Annotated in this window: 14 protein-coding genes; 3 read left to right on the forward strand and 11 right to left on the reverse strand. The window is 38.4% G+C overall.

Going from position 1 to position 19680, the window contains the following annotated elements; translation table 11 throughout:
* Positions 1-949 precede the first annotated feature (949 nt).
* The 4 genes from ALGA_RS08660 to ALGA_RS08675 form a co-directional block, all read right to left on the reverse strand.
* Entirely contained in the window at positions 950-1966 is a 1017-nt protein-coding gene (locus tag ALGA_RS08660) for a branched-chain amino acid aminotransferase (protein ID WP_096428948.1), read from the reverse strand.
* Positions 1967-2053: 87 nt separating this feature from the next.
* Positions 2054-2857, reverse strand: a complete 804-nt coding sequence (locus tag ALGA_RS08665; protein WP_096428949.1) for a DUF2797 domain-containing protein — start codon at positions 2855-2857, stop codon at positions 2054-2056.
* Positions 2858-2869: 12 nt separating this feature from the next.
* Entirely contained in the window at positions 2870-3373 is a 504-nt protein-coding gene (locus tag ALGA_RS08670) for a peroxiredoxin family protein (RefSeq protein WP_096428950.1), read from the reverse strand.
* A 100-nt stretch (positions 3374-3473) separates the two neighbouring features.
* A complete protein-coding gene (locus ALGA_RS08675) occupies positions 3474-4730 on the reverse strand; it encodes a peptidase U32 family protein (RefSeq protein ID WP_096428951.1) in 1257 nt (418 codons plus the stop codon).
* 601 nt (positions 4731-5331) lie between these two features.
* Here ALGA_RS08675 and ALGA_RS08680 point away from each other — a divergent pair.
* Both ALGA_RS08680 and ALGA_RS08685 read left to right on the forward strand, forming a co-directional pair.
* A complete protein-coding gene (locus ALGA_RS08680) occupies positions 5332-6261 on the forward strand; it encodes a serine hydrolase (protein WP_096428952.1) in 930 nt (309 codons plus the stop codon).
* A gap of 145 nt (positions 6262-6406) precedes the next feature.
* Positions 6407-9259: an MFS transporter gene (locus tag ALGA_RS08685; RefSeq protein ID WP_096428953.1), complete on the forward strand. Its 2853-nt coding sequence runs from the start codon at positions 6407-6409 to the stop codon at positions 9257-9259.
* An 8-nt stretch (positions 9260-9267) separates the two neighbouring features.
* On the opposite strand, the gene ALGA_RS08690 is transcribed toward ALGA_RS08685, so the two are convergent.
* Together ALGA_RS08690 and ALGA_RS08695 are read right to left on the reverse strand one after the other, a co-directional pair.
* A complete protein-coding gene (locus tag ALGA_RS08690; RefSeq protein ID WP_197705731.1) occupies positions 9268-10542 on the reverse strand; it encodes a serine hydrolase in 1275 nt (424 codons plus the stop codon).
* Positions 10539-13445 carry a PEP/pyruvate-binding domain-containing protein gene (locus tag ALGA_RS08695; protein ID WP_197705732.1) on the reverse strand — a complete coding sequence of 969 codons (2907 nt, stop codon included), beginning with the start codon at positions 13443-13445 and terminating at the stop codon, positions 10539-10541. The genes ALGA_RS08690 and ALGA_RS08695 overlap by 4 nt, the downstream gene beginning before the upstream one ends.
* Positions 13446-14072: 627 nt before the next feature.
* Between ALGA_RS08695 and ALGA_RS08700 the strand changes: the two genes are divergently transcribed.
* A complete protein-coding gene (locus tag ALGA_RS08700; protein WP_096428954.1) occupies positions 14073-15347 on the forward strand; it encodes a KamA family radical SAM protein in 1275 nt (424 codons plus the stop codon).
* Positions 15348-15417: 70 nt separating this feature from the next.
* Here the strand turns inward: ALGA_RS08700 and ALGA_RS08705 are convergent, their stop codons facing one another.
* The 5 genes from ALGA_RS08705 to ALGA_RS08725 form a co-directional block, all read right to left on the reverse strand.
* A complete protein-coding gene (locus ALGA_RS08705) occupies positions 15418-15840 on the reverse strand; it encodes a hypothetical protein (protein ID WP_145957599.1) in 423 nt (140 codons plus the stop codon).
* A gap of 77 nt (positions 15841-15917) precedes the next feature.
* Positions 15918-17135, reverse strand: coding sequence for an IPT/TIG domain-containing protein (locus tag ALGA_RS08710; protein ID WP_096428956.1), 1218 nt, complete (start codon positions 17133-17135; stop codon positions 15918-15920).
* A gap of 167 nt (positions 17136-17302) precedes the next feature.
* Positions 17303-17803 carry a redoxin family protein gene (locus ALGA_RS08715; protein WP_096428957.1) on the reverse strand — a complete coding sequence of 167 codons (501 nt, stop codon included), beginning with the start codon at positions 17801-17803 and terminating at the stop codon, positions 17303-17305.
* 102 nt (positions 17804-17905) lie between these two features.
* Entirely contained in the window at positions 17906-18568 is a 663-nt protein-coding gene (locus tag ALGA_RS08720) for a hypothetical protein (protein WP_096428958.1), read from the reverse strand.
* 383 nt (positions 18569-18951) lie between these two features.
* Positions 18952-19551 (reverse strand): hypothetical protein, encoded by a 600-nt coding sequence (locus tag ALGA_RS08725; RefSeq protein WP_096428959.1) that lies wholly within the window; start codon positions 19549-19551, stop codon positions 18952-18954.
* Between the last annotated feature and the right edge of the window lie 129 nt (positions 19552-19680).

Consider the following 19680-nt stretch of genomic DNA (forward strand, 5'->3'; position numbering starts at 1 on the left):
GTGGTGGAAAACTTCTTTAGCATGAAAACAGGCACTAAGCAAACTGATAAATCATGACTAATCCTGAAATATTTAAAAGAATTACCACTGAGTGCACGAAGGCACACAGTGAAAACGAAACAAAACGACAAGGATATTTATCGAATTTCAAGTAAGCCTACTGTAATCTTCTTGATTTCTATTTCAAATTGTAGAATAAATCCTCTGTATTATTTGTGGTGGAAAACTTCTTTAGCATGAAAACAGATAAATCATGACTAGTCCTGTGATATTAAAAAAATACCACTGAGTGCACGGAGACACACAGAGAAAACGAAACAAAACGACAAGGATATTTATTGAATTTCAATGAAGTCTACTGTAATCTTCTTGATTTCTATTTCAAATTGTAGAATAAATCCTCTGTATTATTTGTGGTGGAAAACTTCTTTAGCATGAAAACAGATAAATCATGACTAGTCCTGTGATATTAAAAAAATACCACTGAGTGCACGGAGACACACAGAGAAAACGAAACAAAACGACAATGATGTTTATTGAATTTCAACTAAGACTACTGTAATCTTCCTGATTCTTATTTCAAATTGTAGCATAAATTCTCTGTGCTCCTCTGTGTTCTCTGTGGTAGAAAAACTTCTTTAGTATGAAAACAGATAAATCATGACTAATCCTGTGTATTAAAAAAAAACACCACTGAGACACACAGAGAAAACAAAACGACAATGATGTTTATTGAATTTCAATTCAGACTACTGTAATCTTCTTGTTCTTATTTCGAATTGTAGAATAAATTCTCTGTGCTCCTCTGTGTTCTCTGTGGTAGAAAAACTTCTTTAGTATGAAAACAAGCACTAAGCAAACTGATAAATCCTTCAATAAAAAAGAGGAAATTCAAAATAGAATTTCCTCTTTATATATTTAAACAAAGGGCTAAAAGCCAATCGTATTCTTAAAATTCAATAATTGTATTCCAGTTGTGTTTGTCTTCAACAGTTCCGTACTGAATTCCACGAAGTGTTTCATACAATTTGAAGCTGGTCTTTCCTGCCTCATCGCCATAAAAATAGTCCACCTTGTTATCGGCATCAACAATTTTACGAATTGGAGAAATTACCGCTGCAGTACCACAAGCACCAGCCTCGGTAAAATCAGCTAATTCTTCAACGGTCACTTTCCTGCGCTCAACTGTCATTCCCATATCTTCAGCAATCTGACACAAACTTTTGTTGGTGATTGATGGCAAAATTGAGTTTGATTTTGGAGTTACGTAAGTATTGTCCTTAATTCCGAAGAAGTTAGCAGGGCCACATTCGTCGATGTATTTTTTTTCTTTTGCATCCAAAAATAATACGGCAGAAAATCCCTCCTTGTGAGCACGGGTTCCCCCTCTTAAGGAAGAAGCATAGTTACCACCTACCTTAATCGTTCCTGTTCCTTGCGGAGCTGCACGATCGTATTCACGATAGATTACGTAATCGGTTGGTTTAAATCCTTCTTTAAAGTAAGGTCCAACTGGCATTACGAATATGGCAAAAGTATATTCAGGAGCTGGGTTCACACCTACTTGTGGGCCATTTCCGAAAAGTACCGGACGAATGTATAAAGAGGCTCCCGATTCGTATGGTGGAATCCATCTCTCGTTCAATTTAATCGTTTTAATTACAGCTTCCTCAAACAAATCAATTGGCATTTCGGCCATCATAATTCCATGAGACGAAGATTGCATGCGTTTCGCATTTTCATTCATACGAAATACTCTAACTTTTCCATCAGGACCTCTAAAAGCCTTTAAACCTTCAAATGCTTGTTGTCCGTAATGCAATCCAGTTGCTGCAATATGAACATTTACCTGATCTGAAGAAGAAGTTTCTAATTCTCCCCATTTTCCATCACGAAAGTGACAACGAACATTGTAATCGGTTTTAGTATAACCGAAACCAAATTGTTTCCAGTCTATTTTTTCCATCTTTAATTAAGAATTTTACGATTAGTAAAGAATATGTATTGTGTTTGTGTTTATGTTTATTTTAGGGATCAGTCGCCAATGATTCGTTTACTCCTCAACGTTCAAGCTAACCAGGTAGCCGTTATGCTTTCGGATATTGAGAACTTTTCCATCTTCAAAGATAAGATATTGTCCTTTAATTCCTTTCAAAATTCCCGAGTATTCTTTCTCCTTTTCAAATCCAAAACTAACAACCTTTTCCGGTTGCGAATTCATGGGATAGATCATCTCAAATACCTGATCTTCATCGGAAATGTATTGTTGTAACTCAGGGTGTAATAATTGAGAAGCTTTTTTCTTTTCGGATAACAAATCAACACCTTCAGTATCGGTCAACTTCAACATTGCCCGCCAATTGGTTTTATCCGAAAAATGCTTTTTCAGAGCAACTTCAATTACTCCAGCGATATGTCGGTTAGGCGTTTTCGCCAATTTTATTGCTTTGCTCGCTCCCTGGTCCATCCATCGGGTTGGCACTTGTGATTCGCGTGTAACTCCAACTTTCAGATTTCCCGAATAGGCCAAGTATACAAAATGAGGCTGAAGTGTGTGCTTTTTTGCCCATTCCATGTCACGCGCAATCCCCAAATAGGAAAGATCCAATTCCGGACGAAGTATGCTTTCATCAGTCTGCGGAAGTGTGGTAAAACAGGAATAGCAGTATCCTTGTGCAAAAGATGTCTTGGTTATCTTTCCACAATGAATACAATTAATTTGTCCTAAATAGGTAAAGCTTAACTTTTTACCCACCAAAGGATTCACATTAACCATCTCTTCGCCTATTGGTAACTGATACTCAACTACATCCTTAAGATCAGTTCGCATTTTACTGATATTCCCCTGCTTTTGCATTCAATTATCGATTTATAAATTCTCTTGAATCACCTTCATCATATGCTCGAGTTCCTTCTGACTAAAGCCAACTCCCTGCCATATAATTTTCCCTGTTTTATCAACAATAAAGTTACGAGGAATGTACTGACTTGCAAATTTTGCATACACTTCACGTTTCGCATCGGGAGCAATTGGAAATGTAAAGCCTTTTTTCTCGTTGAATGCACTTAATTGTTCCTTTGTGTGCTCTCGCCCAATAGAAACCATTGCAAAATTTTCATTCTTAAATTTAGGCCATAACTGACTTTCAACCTCTGGCAATTCCTTCATGCAGGGACCGCACCAGGTCGCAAAAAAGTTAATCAGAACTACCTTGCCCTTTAAATCATTAGTAACAAATTCTTTTCCATCTAAAGTAAGAACAGCAAAATTGGGTACCTGATCACCGTTTTTCACTAAAGAACCTTCATGATCCTGCGCAAAAAGAGTTGTTGCGGCAACAATGGCAAATAGAGTAAGTATTATATTTTTCATGTTTGATATTATTTCGAGTCTTCAGACCCGTCAATATTTTTCGACCTTAGACTTTTGACTTTGAACTTTTAGACTTTTAGACCTTTGGACTCTTAATTTTCTACTGAATTAGATCATTGGTGACCTCGACAATTTTATACAATTTATCCGATCGACGAATCATTGTATCCATTGAAATAGAGAAACTATCTCCTTTTACGGCTTTCTCAACCGATTTCATATCAACACGAATCTCTTTTACTGTTGTTTCAATCACACCCGTTGTTGGTCCGGTTATCAAAATCTCATCGCCAACCTTTAATTCCTGTGATTCCAATAAGAATTCGGCCACTTTAATCTTGGCAAAATAATTGGTTCCCTTTCCAATGAGCATCTTGCGTTTGGTTGCTCTGTTACCATAGTCTTCACTCCACTCACCTATCTTTTGACCGAGGTAATAACCATCCCAAAAGCCACGGTTAAAAACCGTTGCCAGATTACTCGTCCATTGGTCAATTTTATCGCGGGTATAAGCGCCTTCCAAATAAGCATCAACAGCTTGACTGTAGTTTGTAACCACCGTTTTCACATATTCGGCAGGTCGGGCCCGTCCTTCAAATTTCAAGACACGAACTCCTGCATCCAGCATTTTATTCAGAAAACCGATGGTGCACAAGTCTTTTGGCGACATGATGTATTCATTATCAATCTCCAACTGATTCCCCGATTCCTTTTCGGTAACCGTATACGCTTTTCGGCAAGTTTGCATGCACGCGCCCCGATTGGCCGATGAATTTTTCTCGTGCAGACTCAAATAGCATTTCCCTGATACTGCCATGCACAAGGCTCCGTGTGCAAACATCTCAATTTGAATCAACTCTCCTTTGGGACCACGAATCTCCTCATCAACAATTTGCTTGTAGATTGCAGCCACCTGATTCAGGTTTAATTCCCGGGCTAAAACCACCACATCGGCGAACGTAGCATAGAACTTCACTGCCTCGATGTTGGTAATGTTGCACTGTGTAGAAATGTGCACTTCCACGTCGATTGAACGGGCATACATGATCGCAGAAACATCGGCAGCAATAATTGCAGTTACACCGCCCTCTTTAACGGCATCAACAATTTTGTGCATTACTTCAATATCCTGGTCGAACAAAACAGTATTCACCGTTAAGTAAGATTTCATATTGTTCTCCTTACAAATAGAAGCAATATTGTGTAAATCTTCGATGGTGAAATTATTCGAAGATCTTGACCTCATATTCAACTGCTCAATGCCAAAATAGATAGAATTGGCTCCTCCCTGTATGGCTGCCATTAATGATTCATACGAACCAACCGGTGCCATTAATTCAATTTCACTTCTATTCATTTAAAAAATCGTTATTTAAAATGTAATCAGTCTGTCGAATAGATACTTCAACACAAAATCATTTTCTTTCTGATGCTCAGCAAAAGTACTCTTTATGAGCCATTCCTGCAAAATAATCAGCCAAACTAATATTTTTGTAAAAAAATAAATCAGGGTCTTAAAAAGTCCATTTCAAAGTCAGCATTTTCGTAAAAAAAGAACAAATCAGTAAACACCGGAATTTGAAAAACGAAAAGGAAGCTGTTAATTTGAGTTAATTCAGGTTAAGTGAAGTTAAAAAGCACCGTTAATACCTGAAATACTGAACATTAACACTCTCTGTAATTATTTATCAAAAATGAAATTAAGTCAAAAATGTTTGTACATTTGAGTATCTCTCACTAACATATTTTAAAGCTGGCGAAAATACAAATAATAGTAAGACAGTGCATTATACGATAATGCCAGAGTGCCAAGAGTGCACTATTAGGGAAACGTTAACAAATTTACAGTTTACTAAGGAAAGTTGAATATATGAAACGTCCATGTATAAAGCTTTCGACACACAGGAAGATGATTATATGGTAAGTTCCATATGGCAAAAATATAAAATTATAAACCTATGAAAACGCGTTTGGGAGTACTAACAGTTCTATTGCTTGTATTGTGTTTTGCTTGTGCTAACAAATCGCTTACGGCACAAGTTTTAAAAGAAAGGGTGAGTTTACCTTTAAAATCGGATGACCAAAAACTTGTACCCCTGGTAGAATTAAAGAATAGTCAATTACAAGATAACCTTGAAGTTAGCCTTAAGAAGAACAGTAAATGGAAACGGCTGATTGATAATAAAAAAATGGCAGTTGGCTTGGTCGATTTGCGCGATTTAAACAACATTCGTTTTGCCAGCGTGAACGGAGAAAATATCATGTATGCCGCCAGCTTGCCAAAGATTGCCGTTCTTTTGGCAATATCAGATGCATTGGAAAAAGGGGAATTAGACGAAAGTCCAGCTATTATGAGCGACATGAGATTGATGATGAGCCGATCGAACAACCAGGCAACTACACGCCTAATTGACTTGTTGGGATACGAAAAAATAAAGGACGTGCTGATGGATCCTGCCTACAAACTCTATGATGAAGAACAGGGTGGTGGTTTGTGGGTTGGTAAACGTTATGCCAAAACGGGGGCGCGATATCCCGAACCTCTTAAAGGAATCAGTCATGCTGCTACTGCAAATCAGGTATGTCGTTTTTATTACATGCTCATTAATGGTGAATTGGTTAGTCCTGAACGTTCAAGTCAAATGCTGGAAATGATGGTCGATCCGGAACTTCATCACAAATTTGTAAATACCATTGAAAAAGTCCGTCCAAATGCCAAATTATTTCGAAAATCAGGAACCTGGAAAAATTATCATGCCGATTCCATTTTAGTCTGGGGAAAAGAAGATCGCTTTATTTTGGTGGGTTTGCTGCAAGATGACGATGGAGAAAGGATTCTGCGACAATTAGTACTTGAAATTGAAAATGTTCTGGACAAGAGCAATTAAATTGCAGCCACTTGAAAATTTTTATAAAATTGAGAAAGGACTTAACATTTTTTCTCAATTTTGTTATCTTAAATAAATACTATTACAGAAACATTAGAAAGCCAAACCTTTTATACCTAACAATCTATACCACCAAACCTACCTAATGAAAAATTTTGAAAGTTCAGTCAGAAATGTTTTTCAGGAAGCTTTTCAATACTTTTTAAATAAATCATTCGATATTCGAGTAGGTGAATATCGAAGAGTGATCTTAATGCAGATCAATATATTCCTGATCATTTCCACTCTTTTGATCATTAAACCAATTGTAAATTCGCTCTTCCTTTCCACTTTCGGCTATTCTTATCTACCTACTGCCTTCATCATCGTATCAGTTTTTGCTGTAGCGATTTCATGGTTGTATTCCCGACTGTTATCCAAATACCCATTCAATAAAATCATGACCCGAACTCTTCTGATTTCGGTTATTACCCTGTTCCTATTTGGTATCCTTCTTCGTTTAAACATTCTGGTACAGCTTGTTCTTTTGCTGTTTTATGTGTGGGTAGCCCTCTTTGCCGTAGTATCATCATCACAGTTTTGGGTCTTAGCCAATATTGTTTTTAATGCGAGAGAAGCCAAACGGGTTTTTGGTTTCATTGGTGCCGGAGCAATTGCAGGAGGCATTTTTGGCGGTTATCTCACATCCATTATGGCTCCGATAATTGGAAGTGAGAATCTAATTTTTTTAAGCATGATGGTTCTCTTGCCTACCATTTGGCTTACCAAAAAGATTTGGGCCCAAAGAAATAGCGAGCAGCAACGTGTGCAACAGCAAAAGGTACAGGAAGAAATCCTGCCTGAAAATCCTTATCAACTCATTAAAAAATCGCGGCATTTAACCTTAATGGCCGGGATCATTGGCGTTAGTGTAATTGTCGCAAAACTAGTTGACTACCAATTTAGTGCAATAGCCTCGATGTCCATCCTTGATCCGGATCAATTGACTGCATTCTTTGGGTTCTGGTTTTCCAACTTCAATCTTTTATCACTTTTCATTCAATTGTTTCTTACCCGACGAATAGTTGGTGTTTTTGGTGTAGGAAGCTCCTTACTTATTCTTCCCGGAGCGATTTTTCTGGGGGCCTTAGGCATGCTGTTTTTTCCAATACTTGGAGCCGCTATTTTCATCAAACTATGTGATGGCAGCTTGAAGCAATCATTAAATAAATCAGCAACCGAATTATTGGCTTTACCCATTCCTCTCGAAATTAAAAGCAAAACAAAATCCTTTATTGATGTTACAGTAGATAGTGTAGCCTCTGGAATTGGTGGTTTGTTGCTGTTTTTTCTGGTAAATGGATTGCAGCTTTCTACCAATTGGATCAGTTTAATGATTATTGGTCTGCTTACTGTTTGGATCTACTTTGCCTTGCAGGTAAGAAAAGAATATCTGAAATCGTTTAAACTAAAAATAAGTAATAAAATCACCCGAAAGGAAGCAAGCAAACAAACCGAATCTGCCGAATCGGTTATTAGTAATCTGCAAAGGCAATTGGAAAGCACAAAAGAAAGTCAATTACTATACATTATTCAAAAAACCCGTGAGATCCCCAGAGAAGAGTTTTATTTACGGCTTAAAAACCTACTCTCCAATGAATCCGGAAAAGTAAGAGCAGAGACAATTAACAGCCTTAGGTACTATTTGAATCACAATCTTTCGGGCGATATGATTCTTTTAGTGAATGATAATGACCAACAAGTTCGGGTCAACGCTTTTGAATACCTCATCGCTTTAGCCCCAGGAAATAGGGTGAAATTGATAGAGTCCTACCTAGAACATGAAGACAGCAAAATTCGGGAATCAGCGCTGATCGCTCTGGCCATTGAAACCCGGGGGAATCTGGAACTTCAAAACTGGTTTTCTTTTGGAGATCGTTTACAGGAGCGAATTCAGCAAATGACGGATACAAAAGATCCGAACAAGAAAAAGGAATTGCACATGCACATTCTTAAAGTAATTGGTGCTTCGTGTGCAACAGGCTACTTTAGTTATTTGCAAAATGCGTTTACCAATAAAAACGAGGAAATTGTCAGCAAAGCCATTGAAGCTGCCGGTATTGCCGGACATCCTCAATTCATTAGTGTTTTGGTGGGTTTTTTAAACAAGGGAGCATTTTTAAACACTGCACAAACCGCTTTGGCGAATTATAGCAGTCAGGTTTTTCCTGTATTTTACAAACTAATCAGAGATGAAAAAATATCCATAGAATTGGTTCGGAAACTCCCAGTAATTGCCCAAAAAGTGAACAGCCAAAAATCAATTGAGTTTTTATTCTTCCTGCTCAATTATGAGGACTATCTAGTTCATTTGGAAAGCTTGAAAGCTCTAAACAACATCAAACTAAGCTTTCCTCATCTGTATTTTGATAAAAAGCTGGTGATGAGCCGTATTGTTGAAGAAACAACTCTTTACCAAAACAGTCTGATTGTTTTAAATTCCAAATTTGTAAGTCGAATAGAAGATCAACCGGCCAATAGCTCCATCTCCGAAGCCCGAAAAAGCTTAATTGATATATTGGGGCGCAGGTTGGATGGAAGCCTGGAACGAATTTTCCGTTTGCTAGAGCTGCGATATCCACCCGAAGATATACTAAGCGTTTACAAAGGAATTCAAAGCGATAAGGACGATTTGCGGATGAATGCCGTTGAGTTTTTGGATAATTTACTGGAAGCCCGTTTGAAAAAAATGCTGATTCCCGTACTGGAAACAGCCATTTTAAATACAATGGCTGAACCCGTTTCTGGTTTATTTGCTGAAAAAGAGCCTGATGAATTTGAATGCTACCGCCTTCTGCTCGAAGGGGTTGATGTAAAATTAAAACTGGCCGTATTCTACTTGCTCGAACAACTTGGTGATCAAACGTTTTTACCACTTGTTCAGACTTATCTGAATGCTGAAAACAAAAAGATCCGCACATTTGCTGAAAAAGCACAGCAGGCTATGTTGGCTGATTAATTGATGATTTACTTCTTCCGAATCAAATCATCGATGCTGCTGGCCAAGCCCATGTGATCCAGGTTCGAATTCTTTTTCAGCACATTTGTCATCAGCACCACCATATAGGTTGATCCATCTGGCTGTTCCACAATCACAACCGAGTTCATGTAATTTTGAACATTCCCCATGTATTTTTTGCAGGTAAAACCCTCCTCGGGTTTGCATTGGTACAAACTGCCCGATTTAAAATAGATAGCGGCATTGGTCAATCGAGGGGATGACCCATAGCGAATGCGTCGATCCGTCATGTACATCATCCTTTTGATCTCCAAACTTGACTGCACATCAACAATTTTGCCACGCTCCAAAGCAATTAAAAATTTCATCAAGCCTCGCGGACTTCCGATGCTTCCCCCCTCGCCCGGAACAATTCTTTTTGCACCCTGAGTGAACATACTTCCCAATCGCCATTCCTCTTCACTAATGCCGATTTTTTGCAAAGGCTCGTTGACCACAGCCGTAGCCAATTTTTGCATCACAGACTTGGGAGTGCTTTTAAAATACTCCGAAGCCTGTTCTTCTGTCAAAGCAGGATAAGCTTGTCCAAAAGCACGCATCAGCAAAGCCTCCCGCCAAACGATGCTTGCCGCACCATTATTACTTACCGAAAGCATGTGATCAACCCACTCGTAAAGCGAGAAAACATCGTATTCCTTAACCGTTCTCTTAACAAGAACATTGGTGATGGTATCAAAAAAGGGAACGGTATGCTCATCGTAATTTCCCCAGGTTCCGGCTCTAACGGAACGGGTTCGGAGTAAATTCACTCTATCCTCATACGAATTGGGATAAAGGCGCTCCAACTCATTAAACAGCCCGGTTATGATTGCCAATTTACCAACACTGCCCGGCTGAAACCTCTTTGCATCCTGCCGAGATGCATATCTTATTTTTTTCCCATTTGTGATATCGAGCAATGCCACGGAATAACTTTCATCAAGGTTCGGAAACAAGCCATTCAACTTTTGCTGCAACTTTTTATCGGACTGAGGAAATTCAGCCAAACTATCGCCCCGCTCTCCCAACAGATTCAGTTTGATATCATTTATGGACTTTAGTGCCCCGGGAATCGGTTTTGTATCCTTAATTTGTCCATCAATAATTTTTTGCAGACGAACCAAACGTCTTATCCCTGTCGTTTTGTATCCATCAATTGGATACGGATTGTCATTCCCTTCCGCAAATACCATGAAGAATGAAAAAAGGAAAAGGATTACCATTGAGTTTTTACGATTCATCATTTTATAATTGTAGTTAATGAAATGGACTCTGTTAATTGAATTTCAGGAGAAATGGATTGCAGGTAATCAGAAGCTTTTGCTTGTTTGTTCTCTACAAAAGGCCGCACCTGAAACAACCAAAGTTTGTTATTTTTGAAGCCCAGCTCAACATCCCAGGGACCATTGCTGTTGACTCCTTCGCTTGTTTTCAATTTTTCCTGTAGTTTTTTAGCAAAAAGACGGATCTCCTGAAGATTGCCTTCCGAAAGAATCGACTTTTCGAAGGTACAGCCTACCTTTAAAGTTCCTCCCGTTTCGGGTAAACTGTTGTATTGCGGTTCACGTGCCGGAGATAACAATTTGTTGGTCCCACTGGCTTCCAAAACATAGGATTGAGCCGCTTGTCCATCTACCGCGCCCCCAGCGCCCCTGCTAAAAGCAATGGTCAGCTCATCAGAATTACCCGACTGCACTCCTTTTGTGATTAACACCCCCGAATAATCAACATCCACGCTTGGAATAATCAGTATGGACGGGAAAACATTCTCGGGATTCAGCAAATAGCTTTGTCGCCACTTGTAACTTCTTTCGGAATAGGGTGAAGCCCAAACATCTTTAATCCCCTGCACAATTTTTTCACTGTCGAGCACATTAAAAAGAGTTAGGTTAAGGCCTGCTCCGGTAAAATCCTTCAAATCCTCCATATTGGTATCGCTGCGCAGGAAGACAGGAGTTTTCCCCATCGGCTTCTCAAATACAGCCAAAAACTGTTGTTTCAGATCTTCCCTAAAATCAGGCAGCAAAGGCATATTTTTAATGGCTTCGCGAAGAGCAGCCAAGTGTGCCAAAACGGACTCATCCAATTCGGTTTTTGAAACTCCCGAATTTTGTTTTTCTCTTGCATTTTGGAAGGTTTGATTCAAAAACTGCCAATACGAAACACTGGTTCCGGGCATTGGCTGATCCATATGCTTGCGGAATATCCCGAAAGGAACCACCAGACCTTCCACCACCTGATCTGGGAACAATTGCTTCAACTGTCCTAAATTAGCAGCCTTAGGTCCGCACAATTTTCCCGATTTGGTGGCATTTACCTTCCGAAGGTTTACCAAACGGGTTTGATTCAAGTCTATCCGTTCTACCGGAATTCTGATTTTTTCCTCACTTCTCTTTTTGGCTGTGAATAATTTTTTCTCCTCATCACTCATTTTGCTTTCAGGCTTAATGATCACCTTTCCTTTGGGCGAAACCACGTAAAAAACGGATGTCCCCGAATATTTTTTCAGATCGGAAAGGTTTTGCTGTGAAAGCACCGCATTGGGTATCCCCAGATTACGGGCCAAAAGTTGAACGTGCGAAACCATATTTCCCTCCGAAACTGTTGCAATCCCCGCTACGGGTTTTAAATCAGCAGGTGGTTTGCTAAACAAGTATATTTTATCTTTCGATACGTCAACATCTTCCACATTCCCATCAACAACAAGCAATTCGCCCTTGGCAAAACCCGGATTCAAACCCCTGAAATGACTCTGGTTAGCGATGCCCATCACCTCGTTGGATTGATTGGACATCACATTCATAAAATCGCCCAAACGGCTTACCGAAGCCCCCAAGGGAAGCAGCACCGAAGAACGAATGCGATCGTCGGTAAAATGGTAAGTGAGAGGCTCAAAACCGCCAAACAGCTTGATGGTCTCCTCAAAAACAGCACTGTTCATGCCTGTTCCCCACTCGATAATTCCCCGCGCAGTGTCGTGAACTTTCTGCAGGGCTTCAAACGAAATATCCGAAGTTTCAGTTAGCTGCAATTGACTTTTCACCTGCTGCCATTCCCACATTTCGATGTATCCGCAAGCAGTTGCTGCCTTAGCAAGCATCTCATTCAGGTCAATTACCCCTTTCAAACTTTGCGGTTTCCAGCTGGTTAGCTCATAAAACAAAATGTGTTCCAACTGAATCGAGACATCCAGAAAGGCCAATCGATTCGATGGACTTTCCTGCAAGAGGTTTTCCCGAATTTGATACAATAGATCACTGGTGGCTTTCACCCGCAGCTCTCCTTTTGTATTGGCCTGCTGCTTTGTGAAATTGAGCAAACTTTGCTTTAGCTTCGAGTTCGCAGACACTTTTACCAGATATTGCTCCAGATCTTTTAAATTTATCGGCTGATAATACAATTCCAATTCGCGAATCAATTTGTCAACCTGCTCTTTTGTAGCTGCATCCAACTTGCTGTACTTTCTTTCTTTATACCCTTTTACACGATCCAAATCCGTGCGATCGGGCTGACCATGAATTTTAATCCGTGCATCCATAAACTCTTCATCCGTATCTGCAATTAGTAAAGACAAGGAGCGAATGTTCTGAAGGCTTTTGGTTTCCTGCAGGTGAGGAATGCTTCGAACAGCTTCCCGCACTAAATAATAGTGACTTTTAACAGCCTCGCTATCTGCCAGCAACCAATTGAAAAAATTGATTCCCCAGGCACTCTCATCTTCTGCCTGAATGGCTCCCCTGTAAAACTGCCCCCTGCGAAGCACCCAGGCATCATCGGCAGTCTGCAAATATTTCTCCAACAAATATTGTTTCAAACGCGATTGATGATTCGACGCATCCCAAAAATCCTCATTTGGGGTAGTCGACAAAATCTGACCTAAAAACACATGATTTGTTTGGGCCAAACGAACGACTGCATCCTTGTATTTTGCACGTTGCACGCCACCGGGTTCGGGACAACGCTGTTTGGGCGGCACCATCGATCCATCAGGACAAAACCACATGATTTGCTGATAAGGGCCTTTGGGATCCTTCTTAAAATTTTCAATCATCTTGCTGATTTCAAGATTGGAAACAGGCTGTGCCTGCACTCCTACTTCCAGAAAACACATTCCCAAAATAAACAACGACAACAAGCTTATTTTCATAACTATCTTTTTATCAAATTACCAATCAAATTTACCCCTTCTTCTCACAGAAAAACCTTCGCTTTACCCTTGGATCACAATAAAATACAATCCCAAAACTCACTTTCCATAATTGTTTTAAATTACAAAAAGAAATCATTCAAATGCAGTACTAAAACAGTGTAAATAAAAATAGTTGTTATTTAGACTGAATTTTGCCTGTTAAACAGATATCTCTAGCCAAAAACATCTTCTTTCTGATAATCAGCAAAAGTTTTTTTTTATTAGCGATCCTATTAATACAAATTAAGCGCCAAAATTGTTAAATCACTAAGCGTAATACAGGTAATCCGTAAAGTGCTTCTTGTTATAGAAGTTTAATTACTATACTTTTGCCGCACTGCTATTTGAAACACCGGAATAAATAGTCTCCTTTTACAGCTGACAATTAACAGTTTACACGGGAATTATTCCTTTTTTCTTAAATTAAAATAAGAAATATCATTTGTAGCCTAGTTCTCTTTTTGAGTTATAACTATTTAGTAGCTACCTTATCCAATAGCCTAATTTTAAATTGAGGAAATCTCAATTAAAGCAATCGTTCTCATTATGCGCTTGTCGCAATAAACATCAAAAATAGATTTGCCTATGAACTATAGAGCTTACACGCTGAAAACCTTTAAAAATATCCATCAAATAAAGAGATTAAGCGAAGAACAAATTTTTGATATTGAAGTGGTTGGAGAGGTCCTTCCCTTTAAAGTAAACAATTATGTTGTTAATGAATTAATTGATTGGGATCATTTTGAAACAGATCCAATTTTCATCCTTACTTTTCCACAAAAAGATATGCTTTCGAAAGAGCATTACAACAGGATAGCAAAATTAATTAGAGAAGAAGCACCAAAAAGAGATATCGCTATAGCAGCCAATCAGATCCGAATGGAACTGAACCCCAACCCAGCAGGACAGGTTTACAATGTACCTGAATTAAACGGGACGAAATTGGTTGGAATTCAACACAAATACAACGAGACCATGTTGTTTTTCCCAACTCAGGGACAAACCTGTCATGCTTATTGTACTTTCTGTTTTAGATGGCCGCAATTCACCGGTATTAATGAATTGAAGTTCGCAATGAACCAGATTGAGTTGGTCATTGAATACCTGAAAGCCAATCCTCAAATTACTGATTTGTTGTTTACAGGTGGTGATCCGATGGTGATGAAAACAAAAATATTTGAGCGATACATCGATGCGATTTTTGAGGCAGACATCCCAAACTTAAGAACCATTAGAATTGGAACCAAAACTTTAGGTTATTGGCCCTATCGTTATACTACTGACGAAGATGCACAACAACTGTTAAAAGTGTTCGAAAAGATCACCGATAGAGGTTTGAACCTATCTATTATGGCACATTTCAATCACATTAACGAGCTGAAAACCGATGTTGTGGCTGAAGCAGTTAAAAATATACGCAAAACCGGAGCGGTAATCCGCACGCAATCGCCACTAATGAAGCATTTGAATGATGATGCTGATATGTGGGCACGCATGTGGAGAAAACAAGTGGATATGGGAATGATTCCTTACTACATGTTTATTGCACGGGATACCGGAGCACGGGAATATTTTGCCGTGAGTTTAGAAGATGCCTATCATATTTTCAGAGAGGCATACATTCAGGTAAGCGGTGTTTGCCGAACAGTTCGCGGACCAAGCATGTCGGCAGATCCGGGAAAAGTACAAATTTCGGGGATTACCGAAATTAACGGAGAAAAGATATTTGTTTTGAAATTTATTCAGGCAAGAAATACTGACTGGGTAGGAAAACCATTCTTTGCCAAATACGATCCAAAAGCACTTTGGCTGGATGATTTGAAACCCGCTTTCGCGGATAAATTCATGTACGAGGAATAAGAAATATTAGATTTGAAACTATTTAAAATGCCTTCTCGCTTGAGAAGGCATTTTTTACAATCTATTGTTTCTAAAAGTTGATACTGAAACCTATTTTAGGAAGTAGTTTTGTGTCATCCTCCAAATCTGTTTTAAGCTCCACCCCTAATAGTAAAGTTATATTTTCGCTTATAATATTGTTTTTACACAAGTATACAGGCAAACGAAAATAAGCAAATTCCCTATCAGACATTGAAGCTCCTATTCCCCACGATAAATTCATATTTAAATCCTCTCTAAAAGGAATATCATTTCGCAAAAATAAAGAATACTCTGATACACTATAATAGTCATCATTTGATTGTAGTCTTATTTCAGGATAAAATTTACTGCTGGTAAATGCAGCAACTCCCAATTCATTTTTACTGTAATAACTTGCTCTCCAATTTGTAGTTTGTGAGAATGCTGTTACTCCAAATCCTAGAATCAATAATAAGAATAATGTCTTTTTCATTTTTTGAAAAAATTCGCACTGTAAATAACAATTAGCCAAAGATACTTTCATAAATATCTTTAGCTCATATCTGGATTTCAATTGTATATTGCAAATGGATAGCCTAACCAGATATTCTGATTATCCTTGAACATTACTTCACTTGTAGTCTTATTATTCAAATTTACTTTGAACATTCTTTCTGTTCCACCGATATCATCACCTTCATATTCTAAAAAGAAAACAATTTCATTTCCAGTTTTACAATAGCAAGCATTAGCATACCACTCTTCACCATCCTCAAATTGAATAAATAATTCATCTGTTCCTTTTTCAAGATCAATTTTCAAAAGACTTTCCTTGTTATTATCAGAACTAACACCAAAAACCTGATCATCACCAGCAGTAATAATACGACAAAAGTGTTTAGGATAGTTTAAAGAAATCATTTTCACCGTTTTCTCTGAAAAATCCAAACTCATCAATTTATAATCATCATCATAACTTTCCCCATTTAGAAACAGCATCTTCTTTCCACCATCATAAATTGCAGTACCATAAAGCATATATCCTTCAACCGTAGCTAGTAATTCCAGTTCCTTTGTATCCATATTCAGCTTATTAATCGTTGAATATGAGCCTAAATCCATTGAGGATTCATATTTCTTCACAAGATAAACTTCACTAATACCATCCGAGATTAAATCCAGATTCTCAAGCTCATCAATTTCCCCAAAGTCATATTCTATAAGTTCCTTTGTTTCAACATTGATTTTAAGAATTTTGTATTGATCCACAGGCCATTCAGGACGAACTGCAACCAACAATTCTTTCGTCTTGCTCAAATAACATAACGAACTATACATCATGTCTACATCATTTGCAATCTTAGGTAACTCCATAAAAGGTGTTTCTTCTCCCGTTACCGGATCAATAGTCACGATAAAATCACCACCATCATAATAAATGCATTTCATAAGAAACATCTTCTCTTCCAACACCTTTAAAACACCAAAATCAATACTTTTTTCATCGACTGCAACAGTCAGATTTCCTGTTTTTGCTTCTTTGGGAAGAATCAGCGTAAGCTGAGAAGCCGTAGCTTCTGCAACAGGAATTACCAGTTCATTTAACTTTACCCGATTTTCTTCTTTTACTGTACTAAATCCTACACCCGAAATAGTAAGCTCATCGCCAGCTTTGGCTTCTGTAACACTAAGCTTCCCAGCTACCAGTTCAATAGTATCATCACTATCCGAACAGGAAAAATTGAGCGCCCCTACAAGGCACACCAATAAGAGTAATTTTATTTTCATTAGTCTGTATTTTGTGAAAGTTAAAAGCCTACTCTTTCGAACAGGCCTTATTTAATAAAACATTGACTAATGTAAAACAATTTATCCTGCAAGCATAGCTTAACAGGCCTAAATTATACTGTTTATAATGAGTTTAAGAAAGGGTAAACATTTTAATTCAAACACAACTATTTACTTAACAGGCGAATAGCCTCATCGTAAGAATGGGGAAGCTTTTTATTCAGAACTGTTCCATTTCTGTCGACCAAAAAGAACACCGGAATGGCCCGGGTAAATATCTCATCCTTCGGAAAACTTTTTTCCAAGAGGAACTGAATGCCTAAATTTTGAAACACGCCTTTATCGGGACCTGTGAAATTGAGTAGGTAGGAATTCTCTTGCAAAGCAGCGGCGGAAAGTAAAGAATCGACTTCTGCTTTGTTTTTACTTGCTGCGATTAGGAGTATCTGATATTCAGAGGTATCGATACTTTCCTGCAGGCGGGGAAGCGTTTCAGCCAAAGTCTTGCGACAGCCACTGCACCAGGTTGTCCAAATGTACACCAGGGTTTTGTCCTTTTGGGAGATTAGATGAGTCAATTTCGCGGAATCGATCAATTGTTCCCTTTCGGTAGTGTTTGAGCAGGAAAGGGCTCCTAACAATAGGCTAATGGCTAATAGGTATCTCATGGCAAGCAATTTTGTAAACAAAAGATACAAATTTTATGATTGCCTTTGCATAAGGGCTCCCCTTCGCCTATTAAAATCAGTCCCCTGCTCAACAGATCAATTCTAATGGGTAATTTCCTCATCACTTAGCACACCCGAGAACTCATCATTTTCAAAGTCTTCTTTGTTGAGCCAATAATCAGAGGTGATTAGCTGATACCTATTCTCTCCCATGGGCTTTAACTCCCAGATAATGCTGTTGGCATCTTTCAATTCATTCTCCGAATCGAGTTGCTCATCAAACAATCGTTTCAACAAACTTCTTTCTGATAACAAATCACTGATGGTTCGTAAAACAATCTCTTTTGTAATGTCGATTTTGCTCTTAAAAATAAGTTCGATGTCGATAACAGATGCAAGTATTTTAGGGAACTTGCCATTGTAAGTCTCGTATAGAAATTGGTTAATGCTGAATAGCGGATAATGCAGGGAAATATCAGAATATTCCTCCGAAACCTTATCTTCCAGCATTTCATGCGATAGATTTTGAATTTGACCTTCCTTTAAGAAGTCGCTTAGCTTGTATCTCAAAAGAATTTCAGCCGCTTCATTTGGCTCAAAATCTGAAATGGCCATGGTCAGCATTTCCAACAAGTCCGCTTCCGGAAGGCTTTCTGCATCCGCATAATCGAACAGTTCGAGCAAATTGATGTAATCTACTTTTGTCCAGTATCCCTCAATCTTTTCAACAGATTTTATTTTTTCAAGTCTGATTGTAAAATTCATCTTCTCTTTTTTAAATTGTTTTCAATGGCAGTTTGCCTACAACTTAGTAAACTGCTTAGTTGAGTATTGTATCAAATTAACATCAAAACCAATCTTCTAAAATGTTTCTTTTTAGCTATATCTTCGTTAAAAAAATGCAAGGTAACGCGGCTATCTCTTACTTTTTTGCCTTGATCTAGCTAAAAACTATTCCATTTTAAGTAAAGATCATTTTGAAATTAAATTGATATTAAATGTAGCAGTTTTAAGTACGCACAACACTTGAAGTCTAAAATAAATACGCAGGAAAACAGAACTTGAAAATCCACTTGAAGCAAGTGGTTATCAGCCTTATATTTTGAAATGGCAGAGGGATGTGTGCCGCTTTCTTTTGGCAGAATTTGTTATGAAATGATCTTCAGATTCACCAGGCTATCAATCAGAAATATATGCATGTTGATTAATCCAACAATAAAGTCTTTGCTACCCGCTCTTCGCTGAATTACAGTGAGCAATTCTGCTTTTTTCGATTCCACTATCGTTTCATAAGAGAGAGAATAGACATTGTACTCTAAAAGGGATTTTTGGAATTTGGGCTCCAATAACTGCCTTGCCAACCTGGGTTGGCTGCTTTTAATTAAGTAGCGCTTGTCGAATTCATCCGAGCCTACCTCTATTTCGGGCTTGCCAAACTTCTTTAGAATCCTTTCCATAAAATCCTCCCAGCTAAGCATCAAATCAAAGTCCATTCTTGAAGCGAAAGTGACCCGGAATTTTAAGGGGCGCGAGTCGGAAACCGAAATGTTGATTTGCCACTTTTTATAAGGAATCGTGATGTTATGAATTTCAAGTGCGTGACTGGAATCCGATTTTATTTTAAACTCCCCATGGTAGGTTTTTGCAATCTCTTTCCACATTTCTCTTTTCGAGAAATTGTCAGTATATCCATGGGATGGAGTCTCCAATAGTTTTTCAATTTTAGTCTTATCTTCTTCTTTACTCATGATAAGTAGGGCTAAGGGAGTTGGTCTGGTAAGATCAAGTTACTTTTAGAGGGGCTGACAATTGCTAGATGGATAGTGTGGCATTAGAAATCAATTTCTCTTCCTGATCCTCACAGAGTCAAATCTCTG

The sequence above is a fragment of the Labilibaculum antarcticum genome, from assembly GCF_002356295.1.
GTDB classification, from domain to species: domain Bacteria; phylum Bacteroidota; class Bacteroidia; order Bacteroidales; family Marinifilaceae; genus Labilibaculum; species Labilibaculum antarcticum.

Coding starts and splice junctions, on each gene's coding strand:
- ALGA_RS08660 (WP_096428948.1), bottom strand. CDS start 1,966: ATGGAAAAAATAGACTGGAAACAATTTGGTTTCGGTTATACTAAAACC.
- ALGA_RS08665 (WP_096428949.1), bottom strand. CDS start 2,857: ATGCAAAAGCAGGGGAATATCAGTAAAATGCGAACTGATCTTAAGGAT.
- ALGA_RS08670 (WP_096428950.1), bottom strand. CDS start 3,373: ATGAAAAATATAATACTTACTCTATTTGCCATTGTTGCCGCAACAACT.
- ALGA_RS08675 (WP_096428951.1), bottom strand. CDS start 4,730: ATGAATAGAAGTGAAATTGAATTAATGGCACCGGTTGGTTCGTATGAA.
- ALGA_RS08680 (WP_096428952.1), top strand. CDS start 5,332: ATGAAAACGCGTTTGGGAGTACTAACAGTTCTATTGCTTGTATTGTGT.
- ALGA_RS08685 (WP_096428953.1), top strand. CDS start 6,407: ATGAAAAATTTTGAAAGTTCAGTCAGAAATGTTTTTCAGGAAGCTTTT.
- ALGA_RS08690 (WP_197705731.1), bottom strand. CDS start 10,542: ATGATGAATCGTAAAAACTCAATGGTAATCCTTTTCCTTTTTTCATTC.
- ALGA_RS08695 (WP_197705732.1), bottom strand. CDS start 13,445: ATGAAAATAAGCTTGTTGTCGTTGTTTATTTTGGGAATGTGTTTTCTG.
- ALGA_RS08700 (WP_096428954.1), top strand. CDS start 14,073: ATGAACTATAGAGCTTACACGCTGAAAACCTTTAAAAATATCCATCAA.
- ALGA_RS08705 (WP_145957599.1), bottom strand. CDS start 15,840: ATGAAAAAGACATTATTCTTATTATTGATTCTAGGATTTGGAGTAACA.
- ALGA_RS08710 (WP_096428956.1), bottom strand. CDS start 17,135: ATGAAAATAAAATTACTCTTATTGGTGTGCCTTGTAGGGGCGCTCAAT.
- ALGA_RS08715 (WP_096428957.1), bottom strand. CDS start 17,803: ATGAGATACCTATTAGCCATTAGCCTATTGTTAGGAGCCCTTTCCTGC.
- ALGA_RS08720 (WP_096428958.1), bottom strand. CDS start 18,568: ATGAATTTTACAATCAGACTTGAAAAAATAAAATCTGTTGAAAAGATT.
- ALGA_RS08725 (WP_096428959.1), bottom strand. CDS start 19,551: ATGAGTAAAGAAGAAGATAAGACTAAAATTGAAAAACTATTGGAGACT.